This window comes from Variovorax sp. YR634 (assembly GCF_900106655.1).
Lineage (GTDB): Bacteria > Pseudomonadota > Gammaproteobacteria > Burkholderiales > Burkholderiaceae_C > Variovorax.
The window spans coordinates 17,622-34,218 of sequence record NZ_FNOL01000013.1 but is presented as its reverse complement, the minus strand read 5'-3'; the positions used below and the strand labels follow the sequence as shown (position 1 = coordinate 34,218).

The 16,597-nt window shown below is 58.9% G+C and carries 22 protein-coding genes, 1 tRNA gene and 3 pseudogenes; 14 read left to right on the top strand and 12 right to left on the bottom strand.

The genetic code is table 11. The features are described from left to right. The first annotated feature begins 40 nt into the window (after window positions 1–40). The 4 genes and pseudogenes from BLV60_RS20940 to BLV60_RS34870 form a co-directional block, all read left to right on the top strand. On the top strand, window positions 41–472 hold the full coding sequence (locus BLV60_RS20940; RefSeq protein ID WP_093057325.1) for a hypothetical protein: 432 nt from the start codon (window positions 41–43) through the stop codon (window positions 470–472). A gap of 27 nt (window positions 473–499) precedes the next feature. After that, complete coding sequence (locus tag BLV60_RS20935; RefSeq protein ID WP_093057201.1) at window positions 500–700, top strand: hypothetical protein; 201 nt, start codon at window positions 500–502, stop codon at window positions 698–700. Between the two features lie 53 nt (window positions 701–753). Continuing rightward, window positions 754–1,206 carry a low affinity iron permease family protein gene (locus BLV60_RS20930; RefSeq protein WP_093057200.1) on the top strand — a complete coding sequence of 151 codons (453 nt, stop codon included), beginning with the start codon at window positions 754–756 and terminating at the stop codon, window positions 1,204–1,206. Window positions 1,207–1,385: 179 nt separating this feature from the next. Continuing rightward, a pseudogene (locus tag BLV60_RS34870) lies at window positions 1,386–1,478 on the top strand (prephenate dehydratase); the annotation flags it as partial. 121 nt (window positions 1,479–1,599) lie between these two features. Here the strand turns inward: BLV60_RS34870 and BLV60_RS20920 are convergent. The 4 genes and pseudogenes from BLV60_RS20920 to BLV60_RS20905 form a co-directional block, all read right to left on the bottom strand. Further along, window positions 1,600–1,824: pseudogene (locus BLV60_RS20920) on the bottom strand (3-keto-5-aminohexanoate cleavage protein); the annotation flags it as partial. Between the two features lie 371 nt (window positions 1,825–2,195). Continuing rightward, the gene (locus BLV60_RS20915; RefSeq protein ID WP_176928853.1) at window positions 2,196–3,302 is read right to left on the bottom strand and encodes a relaxase/mobilization nuclease domain-containing protein; all 1,107 of its coding nucleotides are present in this window, start codon (window positions 3,300–3,302) and stop codon (window positions 2,196–2,198) included. Next, window positions 3,295–3,876 carry a hypothetical protein gene (locus BLV60_RS34685; protein WP_256329391.1) on the bottom strand — a complete coding sequence of 194 codons (582 nt, stop codon included), beginning with the start codon at window positions 3,874–3,876 and terminating at the stop codon, window positions 3,295–3,297. The genes BLV60_RS20915 and BLV60_RS34685 overlap by 8 nt, the downstream gene beginning before the upstream one ends. 280 nt (window positions 3,877–4,156) lie before the next feature. After that, complete coding sequence (locus BLV60_RS20905; RefSeq protein WP_093057322.1) at window positions 4,157–4,729, bottom strand: helix-turn-helix domain-containing protein; 573 nt, start codon at window positions 4,727–4,729, stop codon at window positions 4,157–4,159. Between BLV60_RS20905 and BLV60_RS34455 the strand changes: the two genes are divergently transcribed. The 4 genes from BLV60_RS34455 (at window position 4,704) to BLV60_RS20885 (ending at window position 5,999) form a co-directional block, all read left to right on the top strand. After that, entirely contained in the window at window positions 4,704–4,865 is a 162-nt protein-coding gene (locus tag BLV60_RS34455; RefSeq protein ID WP_176928849.1) for a hypothetical protein, read from the top strand. The genes BLV60_RS20905 and BLV60_RS34455 overlap by 26 nt on opposite strands. Beyond that, on the top strand, window positions 4,862–5,185 hold the full coding sequence (locus BLV60_RS20900; protein WP_371127391.1) for a helix-turn-helix domain-containing protein: 324 nt from the start codon (window positions 4,862–4,864) through the stop codon (window positions 5,183–5,185). Before BLV60_RS34455 ends, BLV60_RS20900 begins: the two co-directional genes overlap by 4 nt. Before the next feature lie 294 nt (window positions 5,186–5,479). Further along, window positions 5,480–5,785 carry a hypothetical protein gene (locus BLV60_RS20890; protein ID WP_093057198.1) on the top strand — a complete coding sequence of 102 codons (306 nt, stop codon included), beginning with the start codon at window positions 5,480–5,482 and terminating at the stop codon, window positions 5,783–5,785. Then, window positions 5,760–5,999: a hypothetical protein gene (locus BLV60_RS20885; RefSeq protein ID WP_093057197.1), complete on the top strand. Its 240-nt coding sequence runs from the start codon at window positions 5,760–5,762 to the stop codon at window positions 5,997–5,999. The genes BLV60_RS20890 and BLV60_RS20885 overlap by 26 nt, the downstream gene beginning before the upstream one ends. A gap of 51 nt (window positions 6,000–6,050) precedes the next feature. On the opposite strand, the gene BLV60_RS20880 is transcribed toward BLV60_RS20885, so the two are convergent. Both BLV60_RS20880 and BLV60_RS34865 read right to left on the bottom strand, forming a co-directional pair. Further along, on the bottom strand, window positions 6,051–6,560 hold the full coding sequence (locus BLV60_RS20880; protein ID WP_143042620.1) for a hypothetical protein: 510 nt from the start codon (window positions 6,558–6,560) through the stop codon (window positions 6,051–6,053). Next, window positions 6,443–7,033 carry a DUF6538 domain-containing protein gene (locus tag BLV60_RS34865; protein ID WP_371127390.1) on the bottom strand — a complete coding sequence of 197 codons (591 nt, stop codon included), beginning with the start codon at window positions 7,031–7,033 and terminating at the stop codon, window positions 6,443–6,445. The genes BLV60_RS20880 and BLV60_RS34865 overlap by 118 nt, the downstream gene beginning before the upstream one ends. Before the next feature lie 509 nt (window positions 7,034–7,542). Here BLV60_RS34865 and BLV60_RS34140 point away from each other — a divergent pair. Both BLV60_RS34140 and BLV60_RS34135 read left to right on the top strand, forming a co-directional pair. Beyond that, on the top strand, window positions 7,543–8,454 hold the full coding sequence (locus tag BLV60_RS34140; RefSeq protein ID WP_143042619.1) for a hypothetical protein: 912 nt from the start codon (window positions 7,543–7,545) through the stop codon (window positions 8,452–8,454). A gap of 332 nt (window positions 8,455–8,786) precedes the next feature. Then, complete coding sequence (locus BLV60_RS34135) at window positions 8,787–9,563, top strand: hypothetical protein (RefSeq protein WP_143042618.1); 777 nt, start codon at window positions 8,787–8,789, stop codon at window positions 9,561–9,563. Between the two features lie 97 nt (window positions 9,564–9,660). Here the strand turns inward: BLV60_RS34135 and BLV60_RS20870 are convergent, their stop codons facing one another. Beyond that, the gene (locus BLV60_RS20870; protein WP_093057194.1) at window positions 9,661–10,560 is read right to left on the bottom strand and encodes a DUF72 domain-containing protein; all 900 of its coding nucleotides are present in this window, start codon (window positions 10,558–10,560) and stop codon (window positions 9,661–9,663) included. Between the two features lie 190 nt (window positions 10,561–10,750). Between BLV60_RS20870 and BLV60_RS34450 the strand changes: the two genes are divergently transcribed. The 3 genes from BLV60_RS34450 to BLV60_RS34130 all read left to right on the top strand — a co-directional run bounded on the left by BLV60_RS34450 (window position 10,751) and on the right by BLV60_RS34130 (window position 12,340). Next, window positions 10,751–11,128, top strand: coding sequence for a hypothetical protein (locus tag BLV60_RS34450; protein WP_176928852.1), 378 nt, complete (start codon window positions 10,751–10,753; stop codon window positions 11,126–11,128). Beyond that, entirely contained in the window at window positions 11,125–11,250 is a 126-nt protein-coding gene (locus BLV60_RS34680; protein ID WP_256329387.1) for a hypothetical protein, read from the top strand. Before BLV60_RS34450 ends, BLV60_RS34680 begins: the two co-directional genes overlap by 4 nt. 190 nt (window positions 11,251–11,440) lie before the next feature. Beyond that, on the top strand, window positions 11,441–12,340 hold the full coding sequence (locus BLV60_RS34130; protein ID WP_143042617.1) for a hypothetical protein: 900 nt from the start codon (window positions 11,441–11,443) through the stop codon (window positions 12,338–12,340). Between the two features lie 140 nt (window positions 12,341–12,480). Here the strand turns inward: BLV60_RS34130 and BLV60_RS20850 are convergent. Then, window positions 12,481–12,816: pseudogene (locus BLV60_RS20850) on the bottom strand (integrase core domain-containing protein); the annotation flags it as partial. Between the two features lie 224 nt (window positions 12,817–13,040). Between BLV60_RS20850 and BLV60_RS20845 the strand changes: the two are divergent. Further along, window positions 13,041–13,514, top strand: coding sequence for a site-specific integrase (locus BLV60_RS20845; RefSeq protein WP_143042616.1), 474 nt, complete (start codon window positions 13,041–13,043; stop codon window positions 13,512–13,514). Between the two features lie 651 nt (window positions 13,515–14,165). On the opposite strand, the gene BLV60_RS20840 is transcribed toward BLV60_RS20845, so the two are convergent. The 4 genes from BLV60_RS20840 to BLV60_RS20825 form a co-directional block, all read right to left on the bottom strand. Then, window positions 14,166–14,633, bottom strand: coding sequence for a hypothetical protein (locus tag BLV60_RS20840; RefSeq protein WP_176928851.1), 468 nt, complete (start codon window positions 14,631–14,633; stop codon window positions 14,166–14,168). Between the two features lie 97 nt (window positions 14,634–14,730). After that, on the bottom strand, window positions 14,731–15,582 hold the full coding sequence (locus BLV60_RS20835; protein WP_176928850.1) for a TIGR04255 family protein: 852 nt from the start codon (window positions 15,580–15,582) through the stop codon (window positions 14,731–14,733). Between the two features lie 163 nt (window positions 15,583–15,745). Next, window positions 15,746–15,821 (bottom strand) — tRNA-Phe (locus tag BLV60_RS20830). Between the two features lie 24 nt (window positions 15,822–15,845). Continuing rightward, window positions 15,846–16,547, bottom strand: coding sequence for a response regulator (locus tag BLV60_RS20825; protein WP_093057187.1), 702 nt, complete (start codon window positions 16,545–16,547; stop codon window positions 15,846–15,848). Window positions 16,548–16,597 lie beyond the last annotated feature (50 nt).

Below are 16,597 nucleotides of genomic sequence, written 5' to 3'. Positions count from 1 at the left end.
CATCCTTGTGCAACGAACACGGTGCCCAAAGGAGATGACCATGCAGAAACTCATATGGACCTGCGCCGTCGCGTCGTGCCTCACGGTGCTCTCGGCCCACGCGCAGATGAACCCGCCTCCGGCGGCGACCGTCGATCCGGCCATTGCCGAACTCAAGGCCGGTCGCGACAAAATTGCGGCCGACTACAAGGCCGACCGTGCGGCCTGCGACGCCATGAAGGACAACGCCAAGGACGTCTGCGTCGAAGAGGCCAAGGGCAAGGAAAAGATCGCCAAGGCCGAGTTGGACCAGAAGCTCAAGCCCAGTGACGGCAACGCTCGCAAGGTGGCGGAAGCCAAGGTGGACGTTGCCTACAGCATCGCAAAGGAAAAGTGCGACGACCAGAAGGGCGACGCCAAGTCTGCGTGCATGAAGCAGGCCAAGGCGGACGAAGAGAAGGGCAAGGCCGAGATCAAGGCGATGAAAAAGTAGATCGGGGCGACAGAAGGAGCCCTGAGCATGAAGCAGCAGGCGGGAAGCGACGAGCGTGACGACAGCCGCCGCGTATCGGCATGGGGCGTTGTGGCGGTCATCGTCGTGCTGCTTGGCGCGCTTGCGTACTTCCATGCACTCCAGAAACGCTTCGAAATCCCGGCAGAGATGATGCCGCCCGCGCAGAGCGCTCCCAGCGAAATGCCCGGCGTTCTTCCGGGCAGATAAAGCGTTCGGCGGTGCAGGCATCGCCGAGCGCATCGGAAGACACAGGCAAACCCATGGAACGACTCTTCGACTCCTTCGCCAACACCTTCGCCCGCATGGCCGGCAGCCCGGCCGCCTTTCTGATCTGCGTGGCCGTGGTCGTGGCCTGGGCGGCTTCGGGGCCGTTCTTCGGCTTTTCGGAAACGTGGCAGCTTGTGATCAACACGGGCACCACCATCGTCACCTTCCTGATGGTCTTTCTCATTCAGAACACCCAGAACCGCGACGGTGTCGCCTTGCAGACCAAGCTGGACGAACTGATCCGCTCCTCCAACGCGGAGGATGACTTCATAGGCATCGAGAAGCTCACGGACAGGGAGTTGATTGCGCTGCACGAGCGCTGCGAGGCGGCTGCGAAGAAAAGCCAGGAGACGCTGGAGAAAGCCCGGACCGAGCGCAAGCGCCGCGGCCACCACGACCACCGCGTGGACCGAGGCAGCAGCAGCGCCCGCTCAATCGATCCATAGCCGCTGGCAAGCGGCTACATCCAATATGGTGACGAGCTGTTTGTTGTGCAGTATCAGGCCACGCTCCGATGCCCGCCGGGTTTGCGCGTCAGTGTGTTCAGCCCGCTGTTCGTAGACTGTTCACTTCTTTACATCGGCCGTACTGGCGCCGCACCGATGCCGCCAGCGGTGGCGCCGCCGCCCAGGCTGACGTGCAGATCCTGACGATCTACGAACGGCCGAGCAGGAAGACCCTGGGCACGCACCTCTACCTCGTCGAGGTAGCGGGCCATCCGTCCGGGTGGACGCTCAAGAACCAAGGCGTGCCACGAGGCCATCGCCAGTCGACAGGCCGCGGTGATTTGCGTTCCCACGCTCATAGCGAAGGCCATGCGAAACGGCGTCGAGGAGGAGTCATACGGCCTTGCGCAGGAACCCCTGGTTGGCACCGTTGCGGTTCGGGGCGAAACCGTTTGCCAGCAGCGACTCTTCGGTGGTCTTGTAGAACACGCCGATCTTCGAGATCTCGCGCGCCTGCTGCGCCGTCGCCGTCGGCCGGCCGAACTCGCGCGCGATGTGCACCAGCTGCTCGATCTGCGCGACGGTGCCGTTTTTGGCGGAGCGCGTCTGGTTCCACAGCTGGGGCGCAATCGAAAAAACCGCAGACAACGCCATCCGCGCTGCTTCGACATCGCAGCCCTCCCTCTCAAGATCGTCTTCAGCACGAACTTCTGCCGAGCGTGCGACGAGGCTCGACTTTAGACAACTGCCAAATCTACTAGGCCTGCAGGAGCTCGCGTATCAACAGCGGCCCTCAGCCCCCCCAACCGAGCCTTTTCTCTTCACCGGCCGAACAGCTTTCGAACAATCGCCGGCCAGGCCCGAGTCGCCCTGTCAGGAACGGGTGGCATTCGACCAGCTTCTTGCCCCATGCAAACGCACTCGGCTCCTCGACCGTCTGCGCAACGTTGTCGATGCTGCCGGCAAGGCAATCACGACCTCTCACGTGTTCATCGGACTTGCGACCTCTGCAAATCGGTGAGCGTGCGTTCTGGCGCCCGGTTTCTGGCTTGCTCTTTCCAGCGGCCAGCCATTCGTTGCGCATCGGTCTGTACCTCCGGCATGCGCGCGACGAAACGATCCACCTGGGCAGCCAGATCACCTTCGCCCTGCCTTCGAAGTGCATTCGCCGTTGCGCGCCAATCCGCCGCCACCTCCTGCCGGGTCCCCTGCATCGCCTTCAGGCCAGCATCCAAGGTGCCCCACCCAGACCTGAGAACCTGGAGCACGCTCTCCAGCTTGGCGCGCACGAAGGTTGAAGTCTTCGGCATCCTCCGCTGGGTCCGCTCGCCGATCGGCAGTTGCCAGAACGCCCGAAGCGCACGGAGCCGATGATGGATCGCGTCTCTGTACGGCTTGCGGATCTGCCCTCGCACCTGGCGCGGCGTCGCATTGGCCGCCACGCCCTGCTCGCGCATCAGCGCGGCGAACTGTTCGCGCCATTGCCGCAGCGTGTCCTTGCGGATGTGCAGGCGCTGGCCGGGCTCGAACTCGTGCTCGCACTTGACCACCAGGTGCACGTGCGGGTGCGACTGGTCGGTGTGCAGCACCATGGCATAGCGATACCGCAGCGCGAAGTTCTCGCGCGCGAACAAGCGGGCCGCGGCCAGCACCTTCTGCGGCGGCGTGCCGGCCGGCATCGACAGCACGATGTTGTGAACGAGCTTGGCCCGAGGGTCCTTCTGCCCCTCGGCCGGCTTGGGCTTGTACTGGCTTCTGCAAAGGTCCAGTTGCCAGTCGGCCGTGATCTCCCTGGCGGCGCCTCGGCCCTGCAGCATCAGTCCCTCGTCGGTTTCCGTCGGCAGCTTGCCATGCCGGCCGATGTAGCGCAGGTGCGCTCCCACCCCGCCAACATCCCGCCCACCGCCGGAGACCTTCACTATCACCTCGGGCGTGCGACCCACCGTGCGCTGGATCTGCGCGATCTGGTCGGCGCCGAAGCGCAGGGTGCCGCTGGGCCCCCGCCGGCCATAGCTCACGATGTCCAAGGCCATGTCGCGCGATGCACCAGCCGAGCCGCGGCTGCTTCGGCCCGAGCGCACAGCCTGCTCAGGCATGGTCCGTCTCGATGCCGGTCTCCCAGCTGATGAGGTTCCGGCGCACGACGGCCGCTGTGGCTTCGCGTGCCACCTCGACTTCCCGCCGTGCCAGCGCGATCGCATCGCCCAGGTCCAATGCCACTGGCTCCGCCAAAGTGTTCGGCATGCCGAACCTTCGAAGCTGCCGCCCGAGCGCGGCCAGCTGCGCGCAGGTCACTCGGAGCTGATCCAGCTCTTTCGGAGGCAGCACCGCCGAGCGCCGAACATGGTTGTGGACCAGCATGGTCAGGTAACTGCTGGTCTTCATCTCACGAGCATCGGCCCGCTTTGCGGCCAGCATCCGGTCGCCGGGACGAAGTCGCAGTGTGATGAGATCCGTTACGCCAAGGCCACTCTCTGAATCGCGTGCGGACCGTTGTCCATCCGACCCGAGCGAGATTGCGCCATTGGTCTTGAGCACTTCGTCGACCATCTTCGCCAGCAGATCCGACGCGCTGAGCTGATGCCGCGCGGCCAGCGCGGCAAACCGCGTCCTCGTATCGGACGACAACCGGGTACTGATCACGCAGCTTGATCGGGAGGTTTTGACCATTGCAACGCCGTTGAGTAAACAATGTCTGAGGGCAGACTAGGCCTGCCCTCAACACCGCGCAAGGACTCTGCTCTCGAAATTTCAATGTTCCCCTGCAACTGCCAATTCCAGACTGCTCGCGCTTAGTCGATAGCCGTTCAAAGCTTCCTCAATGTTCGGCATGCCGAACATTGAGGGAAGGATGAGTGGAAGGGGAATACGGCACATAGCGAATGCGCGGGCGATCAGTTGGTTAGACATCCACCTCGCTCCACAACACGACAGCGTCGCCGCGAGCAGCCTACTCGCGCAGCGTGAAAACCACCGAGAGGTACGAAACAGGCCCCGAATGAATGGTATCGATGCCATGCAGCGCAGTCGCATCGAACAGCAGCGAGTCCCCTGCCCCCACCTCGACCGTCTTGCCAGCATAGCGGTAGCTGACCTCCCCGGACAGGAAGTACAGGAACTTCAGGCCCGGGTGCTGGAAGGTCACGTAGGGGTCGGCACCCGGCAGCAGCGTGACCAAGTAGGGCTCGACGAACAGGTTGCCCGACAGCAGGTGGCCCAGCAGTTCGTAGCGGTAGTCCGCCACGGCGCCGATGCGGTCGACAAGAACACCACGGCCAGCCCGCACATGGCAGAAGTCCGTGCGGCGCGCCTGGTCGCTGAAGAAGCGCGACGTCGGCACATGAAGCCCCTGCGCGAGGCGCTCCAGTGTCTCCACTGACGGCGAGACCAAACCGCGCTCGATGCGAGAAAGCATCGAGGCAGAAATCCCCGAGGCTTGCGCCAACGCACCGCCAGACATCTCCGCCGCCATGCGAAGCGCCCTCACCTGCGCACCGATGCGCGACGCAGACGCGCTGCGCACCACAGGTGCTGATCGCCTCAGCTTTGCGGGCAACGCAGAAGCGGGTAGTCGTATCGGTCGCGCAGTCGGCAGTGGCGACGGGAGCAATCTCATAGACATCTGGCTCGCCTTCCGCTTAGGTAACTATATCCCGTGATATTTTATCCCGTGGTGCTTTATTCCTTTAAAACTGACGATCTCCACATGGTGAATGGGGTTTCAGTTCGCAGGAAGAAAGTGCCAGAGCTCGTGCTTTTTGGCGAGGCGGTACGCGAGCGCCGAAAGGAACTGGGTTATTCCCAGGAGGCATTTGGTGACGCGTGTGGAATTGACCGCAGTTACATTGGCGGCATAGAGCGAGGCGAGCACAATCTCGCCCTTATCAACATCCTCAAAATCATCGTAACCCTGGAGATCCAGCCGTCTGAGTTCTTTCAGGTGCTCGACAAACCGCGTAAGAAGTTGAGATCAAGCTGAGTCGATCGATCTCGCATAAGAGTGATCGGGAACGCTATCAAGACGCTGCGCAAGGTTCGTGGCATCTCGCATGAAGAGTTCGAGCACCGCAGCTATATTGATCGCTCATAGATGAGCAGCCTCGAAAGAGGGATGCAAAATCCTGGCGTGATAAGTGTTGGGCAGGGCGCCGCAGGGATCGACGTGTTCGTGGCCGAACTGGAGGCCAAGGCGCGACTCTAAGAGCTTAGGTCGCGCTTCTCATCGTCGGTCTCTGCACGCCGCGCAGGGTGCTATCGACGGCTGACCACAACGATGAATGGTGCACGAACCGGCCGCGTGCCGCAATGGACGCGACTCGACGAGCGCACGAAGAGCGACTACACCGAGTACAGCATGAAGCTGCTGGAGGTGATGGGCAAGGTGTCGGCGCGCGTGCTCCGGCTGGCAGACATTGCGAGATTCCTGCGCGTCGAAAGAGCTGCGGCGCCGGTGCGCGCGAATCGCGAGGTCGCGCTGCTGGTCAACCTGATGCCCGTCGCCGTAGAGCGCGGCGACATCGACGTCAACCCATGCAAGCAGGTGAAGCGCAACCTTGAACGGCCGCGCACCGGAGCCTGAGACGTTCGCAGCGTTCCTCGCGTGGCTCAACACTCAGGGACCACAGCGCTCGGTCATCGGGCTGATGGCGGAGTTCGCCGCGATGGGCGGGTCACGGCGCATTGAGTTCCTGCACCTCACGCTCCCGCAGATCGACAGTCAGCGGTCCCAGCAGCGGCCGGCGGCTACGGCATGCGACCTGACCGGTCGCCAGATCGGCACAGCGTCCTGGTGACCAATCCCTAACCCCGAAGCGCTCGTGATCTGCCGGCAAACGCGCGAAGTATCAGTTGGAACAAAAGATTCGCATCGCAACGTTGGCACGTGCTGCCGATGTCTGGAGCGTAGCTAGAAAATAAGCCATCTGCAGTGACAACGGAGTCGGTCCTACAGGGCGGGTGAGCTGTCGGACAAGTTCGGCTTTGCTGAGCGTCCGGCCGGCAAAGATCCAGATCTCCTTGGGGTACTGGGCTGACTGGATGCTGCGTTTGATCTCTGCCCAAGTGGCTGCGAGATTCGGGCTCGAGGATCTCAGGATGCGATGCGGAACCTGCCGATGATCATCCGTCGACCAGGGCGATGCCCACCAGCCGGAGCGATCCTGGAGCCGCGCGCCGCGTGCTATGAAGGCAAGAGACGCCATCGCCTGACGACCAACGATCTGCATGGCACTCACGCTCATCGAGTTGTCGTTGCCCTTGGCGTGCACGAACACCACGCGACGGGGGCTCTCACCCTTAAACATGAAATCGGCCTGCTCCTGACCGCCGTCGTCGCACACCATCGTGTCAAACATCTGCAGCTCTTGAGCGAGCGCAGGGTCCAGCGTATGCAAGGACCGTGCCCTGGCATTTGAGCGAGCGCCGTGATTGGAGAGCCCGAACTTAGCGAAGACGCCGCCGAAGACGGAAGCCGAGTGTGTTCGACGTACTGATCACCCAGTTCATTGATCCATGTCTCGGCTTCAAACAGCCAATCAACGAAGTTACCTGACGCTTCAAGCTTCTGCGCCTCGGTCCGAAACCATCGCGCGGCCAGCTGCTGGATGTCTCGCTCACCCAGTGCGTCAAGACCTTCTGATTGAGCCCGAGCAAGCGCAAAAGCGTCGTCCGATCTCGCCCACTCCTCGGCAAATCTTGTCTTCGCTTCGGATGGATCGCGGGTCTTTAGCGATCTCTTGTACTCGTGGCCCAGCGCAGATCGCAACTCGGGCGGCACCTTGCGGCGCAATTGATAGATCCCAGTCGGGGACTTGAACGGCTGGGCCATGAACGAGCGTCGGCGAACAGTTGATGCGCCGCCGATTCTATGAAGCGTAGATGCCACGGTGTACCTGCTTGGTGTACCAAATCAAGCGGATAGCGAGGCGCCACAAACTGAAAAGCCCCTGATTCCGTTAAGAATCAAGGGCTTAGAAGAGTGGTGGCCCTGGGGCGGAATCGAACCACCGACACGCGGATTTTCAATCCATGCCCGAAACCAACATCCATGCGGGCTCCCGAGGCACCGGCGGGAATATACGGTCCCTTTCAACCTCAGACTTGCGCGGTGTTGCGCGGCGCCGTTCCCACCTGTTTGAGAGCCCTTTCTGCGCCCCAAGCCAGTCCAAGCGCGCCTCATTGCTGTGCTGGCTCCTACATCCCATGTTTGTGGTATTAGAGGGTTTTTCCCCTCGATTCGATGGGATTAAACAGGCGTAATCCTCCCGCGGCAGCCGCGTCACAAACCCGCGACATTCGAAAAAGGTCATTTGGACTAAGCACAAGGAGAGAGGGACGATGGCTACATCAAAGAGTGTGAGAAGCTTGGCTGCCTATGAAAAGGAGATGACCAGACTGGGAGAATTCAGGTTAATTTTTCTAATCGAACGCGATACAAATGTCATCAATGCCTTGGGATTTTCAACACCTGCTGTTGAAGGTGAATCTCTCACCCCGCCACCAAGCGGTCGGTTTACAGACTTCAACGCCAATGGCCGCCTCGTCGTACGCAAGGATCTACCAAAAGTAGATGAGACCTTTACCGTTCATAGCTCTTGGAATGATTGGCATGGCAACCCACATTCAGGCATCCGCGTAATTACGCGAAAAGTTTATCAAAAAGACCAAGTACCACCGCCGAGTGAATATCTAACGGTCTTACAGGCCACTCAAGGCCCTGTAGTCGCATCGCGCTCGCTTTCTTTGTCGTCGGTGACTGCTGAACAGATTTTGCACATCGTAAATCTGTTCTTGGAAATCTTTGGCCGATTCGAAATGGTAGGCAAAGATCTGCAGCCAAATGAGCGGCTCCAAATCCGACGGCTCAACTGGAAGGTTCTTCCATCAGGCACCTATCCATTTGAGCGAGCCAAAAGAGAATTGGCAAAATTTCTCTCTGATCTGCCAGACACGGCCCGACCAGTTGTAGAAGATCGAATCCGGACGATTACGCGATATGAACCCGACCTTATCGCTGTTGGCGTCGGCGGCTTCACCGACTATGTTGTCTTCGGTTTCACTCAGCGAGGGATCTATGTCCTCGAGAGCCATCGCTTAGGCAACGCGACGTATGTCCTTAAAAGTGACTGGGAGAACGTTTCGATGCTCTCCAAGAAAGAAATTCTTGATGGCTCTCTTCACGAGGCTCGAGTCATCCACAACCACGGGTGGCGAACGGCCGTAGGCCGCCTTATCTCCCCACGTAACTGACATGCGCTCGCGCCGGTGAATGGCAGCTAAGCCGAAGTGGTGACGATGTCCCAATGAAAAGTCCCGTCGCATAGACTGCGCGGGACTTCAAAATTTACAAGAATCAATTCTGGCGGAGAGTGTGAGAGCAAAAACTCTCGTTTCGACAACCACTTAGTCGATGGATATCATGGCAAATGCCATGTTCTCACGTTCTCTATCGCTTAACTGCTTCCTCGTGGTACCACCGCACCCACTGCCGTGTTAGCAGTGATTTCAAACTACGGCTGTCGCCTCATGCCTATGAGGCCGGATATAGGCAGATATAACTATACAGGAGCGCTTGGCTGGATATGGACGGAAAAGATCAAAAGGCGGCAGCACAAAATAAACTTCTGATAGTGACTGGGTTGCTCAGCTTTTTCTACTACGCAGAAGCCAAAATTCAAGGAATTTCATTAGTCGGCGCAACCATACAATTCAACAATGAAGCTGCCATTCTTCATTTTGGCTGGGTTATTTGGCTCTACTACTACCTTCGCACTTACCAATACTTTGTCGAAGATGGCGCAAAATCTTATAGAAAGGTTTTAGATGCCGTGTTTATGGATGAATTGGGCCATCGTCTGGCCGGCATTTCTCAGCATGATTTTAGGCTCATCCCTAACGATGATGGCCTTAAATCTAGCGTAATTCGCATCAAGCTATTTGGTGGCCCCGGGCCGCGACCACCGTCATTCTTGTCGTGGCTAGCCGCAAAGGTAGCTACTAAGATTAGCCATATGTTCGGGCTAACGTACCCCCGACATCAAAGTGGGCTATTGATGATAAATTTCCTAAGGCTGCAAGGGCAACGTCAATTATTGAAATTCCTTTACGCGCCTAGCTGGTTCAATCCCCACGCTGTAATTTACCCTCCTAGCAATCGTCATTCGTTACAAGGGCAGGAAAGGCAATATGTCCAGATTCGCGGGCACATAATCTCTCGATTGGCAATCATCTACTTTAAAGCCATGACAATGAGGCCAGCCTTTACCGAAAACTATGGCCCTTTAATCATTGGCCTTGTTCCGGTTTATTACTTGATTTACCTCAATAGGAACGCTATGGCTTGGCTTCTGGCGTTCTGAACACGTTTCTTTGCCTCGTGCAATCTTTCAAGAAAACACAACAAGAACATACCCGAGAGATGCGATCAATATCGCCTGACTTCAATCCGAAGAGGGATCACCCTGCCGGATGTGCGGCCAACAGCTTGGAAAAATAAATCCCATTTCGCTGCCCCTTGTCCTCGTGGCAGTTGTTGAAGATGACGTGCATGCGCTTAACTTTGAATGCTAGGCGAACGGCCTCGCCCGCCAACTCGGCCAGCTCGTCATCGAGATAGTCGGAATCGAAGCGCTCGGCCGCCGATTGCACCTTCGCGTTATAGGTGAGCACATTGCGCCCATGGAGCCGCAGAAGGGCGTAGTCGGGGTGCGTGGACTCCCACACCGCCCGCACGCTGTTGACGGCCCCTTGCGGCCCGTCCACGACGGTATGCACAGCGCCGATGTCGCGCAGCCAGGCGAGCGTATCGGCCGAGCGCTTCGGGCTCTCCCACCAGCTTTCATGCCGGAACTCGATGCTCAGCGTGTCCTCTGGCAAGCGCGCGACGCACTGCTCGACGTGCTGCACGGGCCGACGCGCACAGGTCCCAGAGGGCGGGAACTGAAAGTGGATCAACCCCAGTTTCCGGGCTGACCGCAGCGGCTCTAACGAGGACTCGAAGCGCTGCCACAGCTCCGCCTTCAGATCCTCGCCCACATCCTTGTAATAGATCCGCCGATGCGTCCCGAGCTGCAGGCACAGGTCGGCCGGGAGCACCTCTGCTTGCGTCACGTGCCCAGTGAACAGCCGGAACGCCTTCACATTGAACATGAAGCTCTCGGGCGTTCGCTCGGCCCAGCGGCGCGCATTCGCTTCCGAGGGCATCGCGTAGTAGCTGCTATCGACCTCCACCAGCGGAAAAATCGAGGAGTAGTGTCGAAGTCGCGCCTTGGGCGTCTTCGCCTCCTTCGGATAGAAGCGCCCGCAGTCGAGAAGGGTCTTATCGGTCCATGAGGCCGTGCCGACGAGCGTTTCCATGGCACCTCCTAGGGAGTCAGCAAATCTTCCGGCGGTCCGTAGCACCAATCAACGGCGTCCTGCATCTTCACTGCGCGGTGCATATCGGCTTCAACCAATCGACAGCCGCCTCGTCCGGCGGCATCGCTCGCAGACGTTCGTCGCACCAAAGGTCGCGCGCGACTTCCTCCAACTGGAGAGGGTCGACCGTATGCCATTGCTGCTGCAGCCGGTGCGCGCAGGCAGCAATCCAGAGGGTTGCGGGCACGTTTTCCATGAGTACATATTACTGTATATTTATACAGTGCAATGTGACATTCACATCCTCTACCAATCCGGCGAACCGCTGCCCGAAGGCCAGGCGAAAGCCCATCCGGTTCGCGGCTGGCTGTGTTTCGGGGATGCGGGCCGCAGCTACCCGCACGCGGAAGCGCACCTGTACCGAAGCAGGACAGACCCGACCGAGGTAGTTGCCTTCGTGGACTACGCGCATGTGAAGAAGATCAAACACGGGGGCTGCGAATCGAGGGCCAGCAGGAGCACGGCTATCGGCAATATTGGCGACAGGTTTGGTGGTGCATTCCGGTGACCAAGGAAGAGCAGGCAGACAGCGATTCCGAACCCATCCGCACCATCGTCTCGAAGGTTGATGCGACCGGCATCGCCTGCGCCCTCGGCAGCGACTATTTCAAGCGCACGCCCCCCGGCTAAAGACCGCTGCCGACGGCTTTGCCCCCTCTCTGCCGCCGCAAGCTGTGTCGACGCGACAGCGTGGCGACCATGGCGCTCGTGTCACTTACACGTCGCCATTCCGGCTAGGTCCACGCTTCGCTCGCTTGGTTTCGCGAACATTCGCACTACTAAAACCGGGGCACACGGCACAATCTTGGAGATCGGAAACATGGGAATCGTGATGACGTCTGCTACAGAAGCCAGTAAAGAAGAACCTGCAATCTCCTTGAAGGAGTTCTTCGAAGATGTACCCCCGGCAGCCCAGAAGTCCGTCAAAGAGGCCTTCGCATACTCAAATGGCGACCTCGTGCTCGCACTGCCGCAGATCATGCTCCATTGCTCTTCTGATATCTGCTCGGGTCGCAGGCTGTTTCATCACACGAAAGCTCCAACGCTATACATCTCGCCACAGCGCCAGCCCAATGACGTGTATATCTATTACTTTTGCAAGAATTGCGGGGGCTCGCGCAAAACATTCGCTCTTACCGTAAGGGTTCCAGAGGAACCTTCAACAGGACTTGCTAGCCTGATGAAGCTAGCCGAACACCCGCCGTTTGGGCCACCCACACCTGCGCGTGTTGCAACGCTGGTCGGCTCAGATCGTGACCTCTATTTCAAAGGTCTGCGTGCAGAGAACCAAGGTCTTGGAATCGCAGCCTTCGCCTATTACAGGCGCGTTGTGGAAGATCGAAAAGGAGCCATCATCGACGAGATAATTCGCGTCGCTGAAAAAGTCGGCGGGACCCCCGAACTGCTCGCCGAACTGGCTGCGGCGCGAAAAGAAACGCAATTCTCAGCGGCAGTCGATACCGTGAAAATTGGTATTCCTCCAGCGCTACTGATAAACGGCCACAATCCTCTGACGCTACTGCACTCTGCATTAAGCGAGGGTCTGCATGCAGATTCAGATGCTGTCTGCCTAGAACTTGCCACCAGCATTCGGGTCGTGCTCGCTAGTTTTGTCGAGCGAGTCCAGAGTGCATTGAGTGATGAAAAAGAATTGAGTAACGCGGTTTCACGCCTTCTTCAGAAGAATAGCAGCAAGCAAAAAAATGCTGGCTCCTCCTAACTGCACTCACTCAAAAATTCTCTTCTCCGATGGCACCACTGCATGCGTGAGAGATATGCACTGCCTGAGGGCTACACGCAGTTCCCCTTCGTAGCCCTCACGCAGTTCTGACCTGCTCGGTTTAATCGAGACAGTTTTTCCTAGAAGACGGCGGGTTGCAGTTCTTTGCGGAGTTCGAGTTTGAACTCCGCCGGGGTCAAGTATTGCAGGCTGCTGTGGGGACGTACCTCGTTGTAGTGATTGCGCCAGGCTTCGATCAGGACGGCGGCTTCGCGGCGCGAGCGGAACCACTCGATGGACAGGCACTCATCACGGAATTTGCCGTTGAAGCTCTCGTCGGTGCCGTTCTGCCAAGGCTTGCCCGGGTCGTTGAGCACGGTGGCGATGCCGGCGTGCGCGATCCACTCCAGGATGGCCTGGCTGACGAATTCGGGCCCGTTGTCCGAGCGCATGAACAGCGGCGCCCCATGCAGGCTCCCGCCGAGCAGATGAAGCACGCTGTCGCGAAACTTCTTCATCTTGATCGTGTCGTCGCCGCCCCCGCCCTTGCGCCGCGCGGCCTGCACAGCGGGCACGCCGTCACGCGCATCAAGGATCGGATCGCTTTCGCTCTTGACGTAGCTATCGCGGTCGTCGTCTGTAGCCCGAGACGTTCGCGGCGTTCCTCGCGTGGCTCAACACACAAGGGCCGCAGCGCCAGGTGATCGGCTTGATGGCGGAGTTTGCTGCGATGGTGGGCTCACGTCGCATCGAGTTCTTGCATCTCACGCTGCCTCAAATCGACAGCGAGGCCAACACGATTCGATTAATGCGCGCGAAGCAGCATGGCGGAGCGACGCGCGTTGAGAGCGTGTCGATCACTGCCGGCATGGAAGATCTGATTCGGCGACTGCGCGCGCTGCCGCGGCCCGATGAGTGCCTGCACGTCTTCACGACGCGCGACGGCAACCCCTATACCGATGACGGTTTCGCGTCAACGTGGCAGCGTGCGATGGCGAAGGCGCTGGAGGACAAGATCATCCCGAGGCGATTCACGTTCCACGACCTGCGGGCCTACTACACGACGCAGCACAAGGCGCAATACGGAGCGCTACCCGAGCTGCATGCCGACAGCAAGACGACCGCGAAGATCTACGACAGGTCCCGAATATCAACGCGCAAAGGACTTAGTTAGCACAAACGTCTTGGAACTCAGGCAAGGGCTGCCCATTGCTGCGGAAGTGGTCTAAGCCTCAGTTCCTCTCTCACACCATTCCAGACGTCGCCACCGCGGATTGATCGACGGTGCAGGACACCACGTTCATTGAACACCCTCAGTAGCTCAGCGCGATACTCAACATGATCCGCTTCTGGAATTCGTTGTGCGCAGTGGATTTCAGCGTGCGCCGGATTCTCAGGCAGCGCCGCATCTGCGACACAGAAGCTCTGTGTATCTCCATCGCCCAACTGAACGCTTCGGATCAAGCTCGCTGGTGCTTCCACGTAGCCTAGCCACATACGATCTTCGCCGCCACCGACCAAAGCTTCTACGCATCCGATGAGCTCTCCATCGGATGCGAATTCCAAGCGTTGCACGGACGCGCCGAATGTTGCGACGTGAGAGAAAAAGCTAGATTTGAGCTCAGCCCTTTTCGAGTGAACGTGCATCGGCACACAGACCATTCGAATGATGGTCTCCTCGTCTTGAACCAATCCAGGTGAATACTCTGAAAGGGTCTCCTGCTCACAAGCGCAGCTTGGTTTTGCGTCGGCAAACGAGCCAACTCTGTCCGGAAGACCTTCGGTTGCGCGGTCCAGATCCGCGCAACTCTGCACACCATTCATCTCAGATGGGAAGCAATGCCTCAAGTGCGGGGGGGATAGAACGCGCCGCGAGTGTTAGCACACCCTTGTGCTTATCCTTGCCACGCGCAACGTAGTAAGCGATGACGCCATCCTGCAAAAACTCGAGTTCGCCGTAGTAGCCCTCTGAACTCCAAGACAGACCTGCTCGCCCAGTTGCATGAAGCAACGGCTCCGGCATCTCCGCACCCGCAGGGAGTTGGCACACGAAGTCTCCGGCGGCGCGCACCGACTTCACGTCAGGTGCTAGTGCACCCTCTCCGTCCCAGTTGGCACCAGCTTCCTCAAAACGCCGGATGGTAGCAATAAGATGCTCTTGTTCGGTCGTCTCGCGAACTGCCGCCGTGTCAACGAGAGGTTCCTCGACATAAAGGAACACCTGACCATCCGTGCTACCCCCCTGCCAGTACATATTTCCATCACGGGGCAGTCGAAACTGATCGCGATTCACCCGTCCATACGAACTCACGTCGGCGTAGACGGGACTTGTACCCACCAAACAAGTAGCCGCAAAAGCGGCCAATGAGAACCTGTAATCTGACGTGCTTCTAAGCATCATTTGGAATCATCCCTACGCGAACTGCGTATTCGTGACTAATTATTTCGGAGAATACACGTTTTAGTTCGCCATGCAATACCGGGAACGAGTGAGCCGCTGCGTCCACGGCTGCCCCGCCGCTCAGTTCTCGGCGCTCGTAACCAGGTTGATTGAACAAGTCAGTGATAGCCGTAGCGATTCGGACGACGCGTCTTGTTTGTTGAGGCGCTTGCCGTACATCACCGACCTCGTCAACACAATCCACATCAATCGCTTCCAGCCGTTTCACATCCCCCGAGACACCCCGGAACTGTCCGGAGTGGCAATGCCACAAATCCTCGGATGTCAGGACCTGGGGAGAGATGTAGGGCGATGCCGGTGCAATCAAGGTATGCGGACGGCAACGGGATGAGTCCCCCATCCAAATGAACTTGTCGATGTACTGCAGCGCAAACGACGCAACGTTGACAGCGCCCAGCACGGGAAGCAACACAGAAAAATAACGTTGGGCCTCAGCCCACACCGAGTCCCATCGAGTGTAAGCCTGCGTGCGGAATGCTAAGGACTGCCGTTCAACGCGCAGCTCTTTAATGATTGCACCTCGGCCATCCGTGAGAAAGCGAATAGTTCCGTTGCTTGAAGGGGGGATCGGGACAAGTCCCGCCAATCCGATCTGAAAGCCAACGCCGCGAATGTCCTGAACGCCTGGCAAATCCGGCTCGAACTGCGCCATGGCATCCAAAGCCGCTCGCATGGACTCATCAGAATGAGGTTGCTCAAACTGAATCGAAGCGATCAACTGCTCTATCGCATGCGCATCGTGCACCGGCTCAAATCGCTCCCGTGCATCAGCGGTTGCCATGACCATCTCCTTCGACCTTGACTATAGATATGTGGGTAGAGTAACACCCGCACGCAAGATTCCTAGCAAGTCCTTTGGTCTACCCCAAGCTTCTGAATTCCCATCGCGGGAATAAAACGAGAAAGGCGCTACAACCTTGATAGCTGTAGCGCCTTACGGGATATGGTGGCCTGGGGCGGAATCGAACCACCGACACGCGGATTTTCAATCCGCTGCTCTACCAACTGAGCTACCGGGCCATTGCATTTGTGTGCAGCCCTAAATTATACAGCGCTTCTGCGCCCTCTTGAAAGATCGACGCCAAGTTGTTTGAGCTTGCGGTACAGATGGGTGCGTTCGAGGCCGGTTTTCTCGGCGACGCGGGTCATCGAACCGTTCTCCATCGCCAAGTGAAACTCGAAGTACGCCTTCTCGAAACCATCGCGCGCATCGCGCAGGGGGCGGTCGAGGTCGAAGCTCTGTGTCGATTGCGGGCCGGCGTCGACCACGGGCACGGACGCCAGCGAGGCCATCAGCAGGCTGTCGCCTGTCGTCGTGATGGCGGCCGCCTGGTTGCCGGTGACCGGCGCGGGCACCACGCCTGCCGCGGCGCGGCGTGCGCTCTCGCGCGCCAGGCCCTGCTCCACTGCCTTGAGCAGCTTCTGCATGGTGATGGGCTTTTCGAGGAAGGCGAAGGCGCCGATGCGCGTGGCGTCGACCGCGGTGTCGATGGTGGCGTGGCCGCTCATCATGATGACGGGCATGCTCAGCAGGCCCGCGGTGGACCACTCCTTGAGCAGCGTGACGCCGTCGGTGTCGGGCATCCAGATGTCGAGCAGCACGAGATCGGGCCGTGCGCGCTGGCGCGCAGCGCGGGCTTCTGCGGCGTTTTCCGCGAGCTCCACGTTGTGGCCTTCGTCATTGAGAATTTCGAAGAGCAGGTCCCGGATGCCCAGCTCGTCATCGACCACGAGAATGTTTGCCATGAGTGCTGCTTGTTGTTTGCGCTGGTGTCTGCAATGTATTGAGGGTCCGC

Coding starts and splice junctions, on each gene's coding strand:
- BLV60_RS34685 (WP_256329391.1), bottom strand. CDS start 3,876: ATGGTCAAAACCTCCCGATCAAGCTGCGTGATCAGTACCCGGTTGTCG.
- BLV60_RS20930 (WP_093057200.1), top strand. CDS start 754: ATGGAACGACTCTTCGACTCCTTCGCCAACACCTTCGCCCGCATGGCC.
- BLV60_RS34140 (WP_143042619.1), top strand. CDS start 7,543: ATGGCTACATCAAAGAGTGTGAGAAGCTTGGCTGCCTATGAAAAGGAG.
- BLV60_RS20870 (WP_093057194.1), bottom strand. CDS start 10,560: ATGGAAACGCTCGTCGGCACGGCCTCATGGACCGATAAGACCCTTCTC.
- BLV60_RS34135 (WP_143042618.1), top strand. CDS start 8,787: ATGGACGGAAAAGATCAAAAGGCGGCAGCACAAAATAAACTTCTGATA.
- BLV60_RS20880 (WP_143042620.1), bottom strand. CDS start 6,560: ATGTTTGACACGATGGTGTGCGACGACGGCGGTCAGGAGCAGGCCGAT.
- BLV60_RS34450 (WP_176928852.1), top strand. CDS start 10,751: ATGCCATTGCTGCTGCAGCCGGTGCGCGCAGGCAGCAATCCAGAGGGT.
- BLV60_RS20825 (WP_093057187.1), bottom strand. CDS start 16,547: ATGGCAAACATTCTCGTGGTCGATGACGAGCTGGGCATCCGGGACCTG.
- BLV60_RS20940 (WP_093057325.1), top strand. CDS start 41: ATGCAGAAACTCATATGGACCTGCGCCGTCGCGTCGTGCCTCACGGTG.
- BLV60_RS34865 (WP_371127390.1), bottom strand. CDS start 7,033: ATGGCCCAGCCGTTCAAGTCCCCGACTGGGATCTATCAATTGCGCCGC.
- BLV60_RS34455 (WP_176928849.1), top strand. CDS start 4,704: ATGCGCGACGCAGACGCGCTGCGCACCACAGGTGCTGATCGCCTCAGC.
- BLV60_RS20935 (WP_093057201.1), top strand. CDS start 500: ATGAAGCAGCAGGCGGGAAGCGACGAGCGTGACGACAGCCGCCGCGTA.
- BLV60_RS34130 (WP_143042617.1), top strand. CDS start 11,441: ATGGGAATCGTGATGACGTCTGCTACAGAAGCCAGTAAAGAAGAACCT.
- BLV60_RS20835 (WP_176928850.1), bottom strand. CDS start 15,582: ATGGCAACCGCTGATGCACGGGAGCGATTTGAGCCGGTGCACGATGCG.
- BLV60_RS20890 (WP_093057198.1), top strand. CDS start 5,480: ATGAATGGTGCACGAACCGGCCGCGTGCCGCAATGGACGCGACTCGAC.
- BLV60_RS20915 (WP_176928853.1), bottom strand. CDS start 3,302: ATGCCTGAGCAGGCTGTGCGCTCGGGCCGAAGCAGCCGCGGCTCGGCT.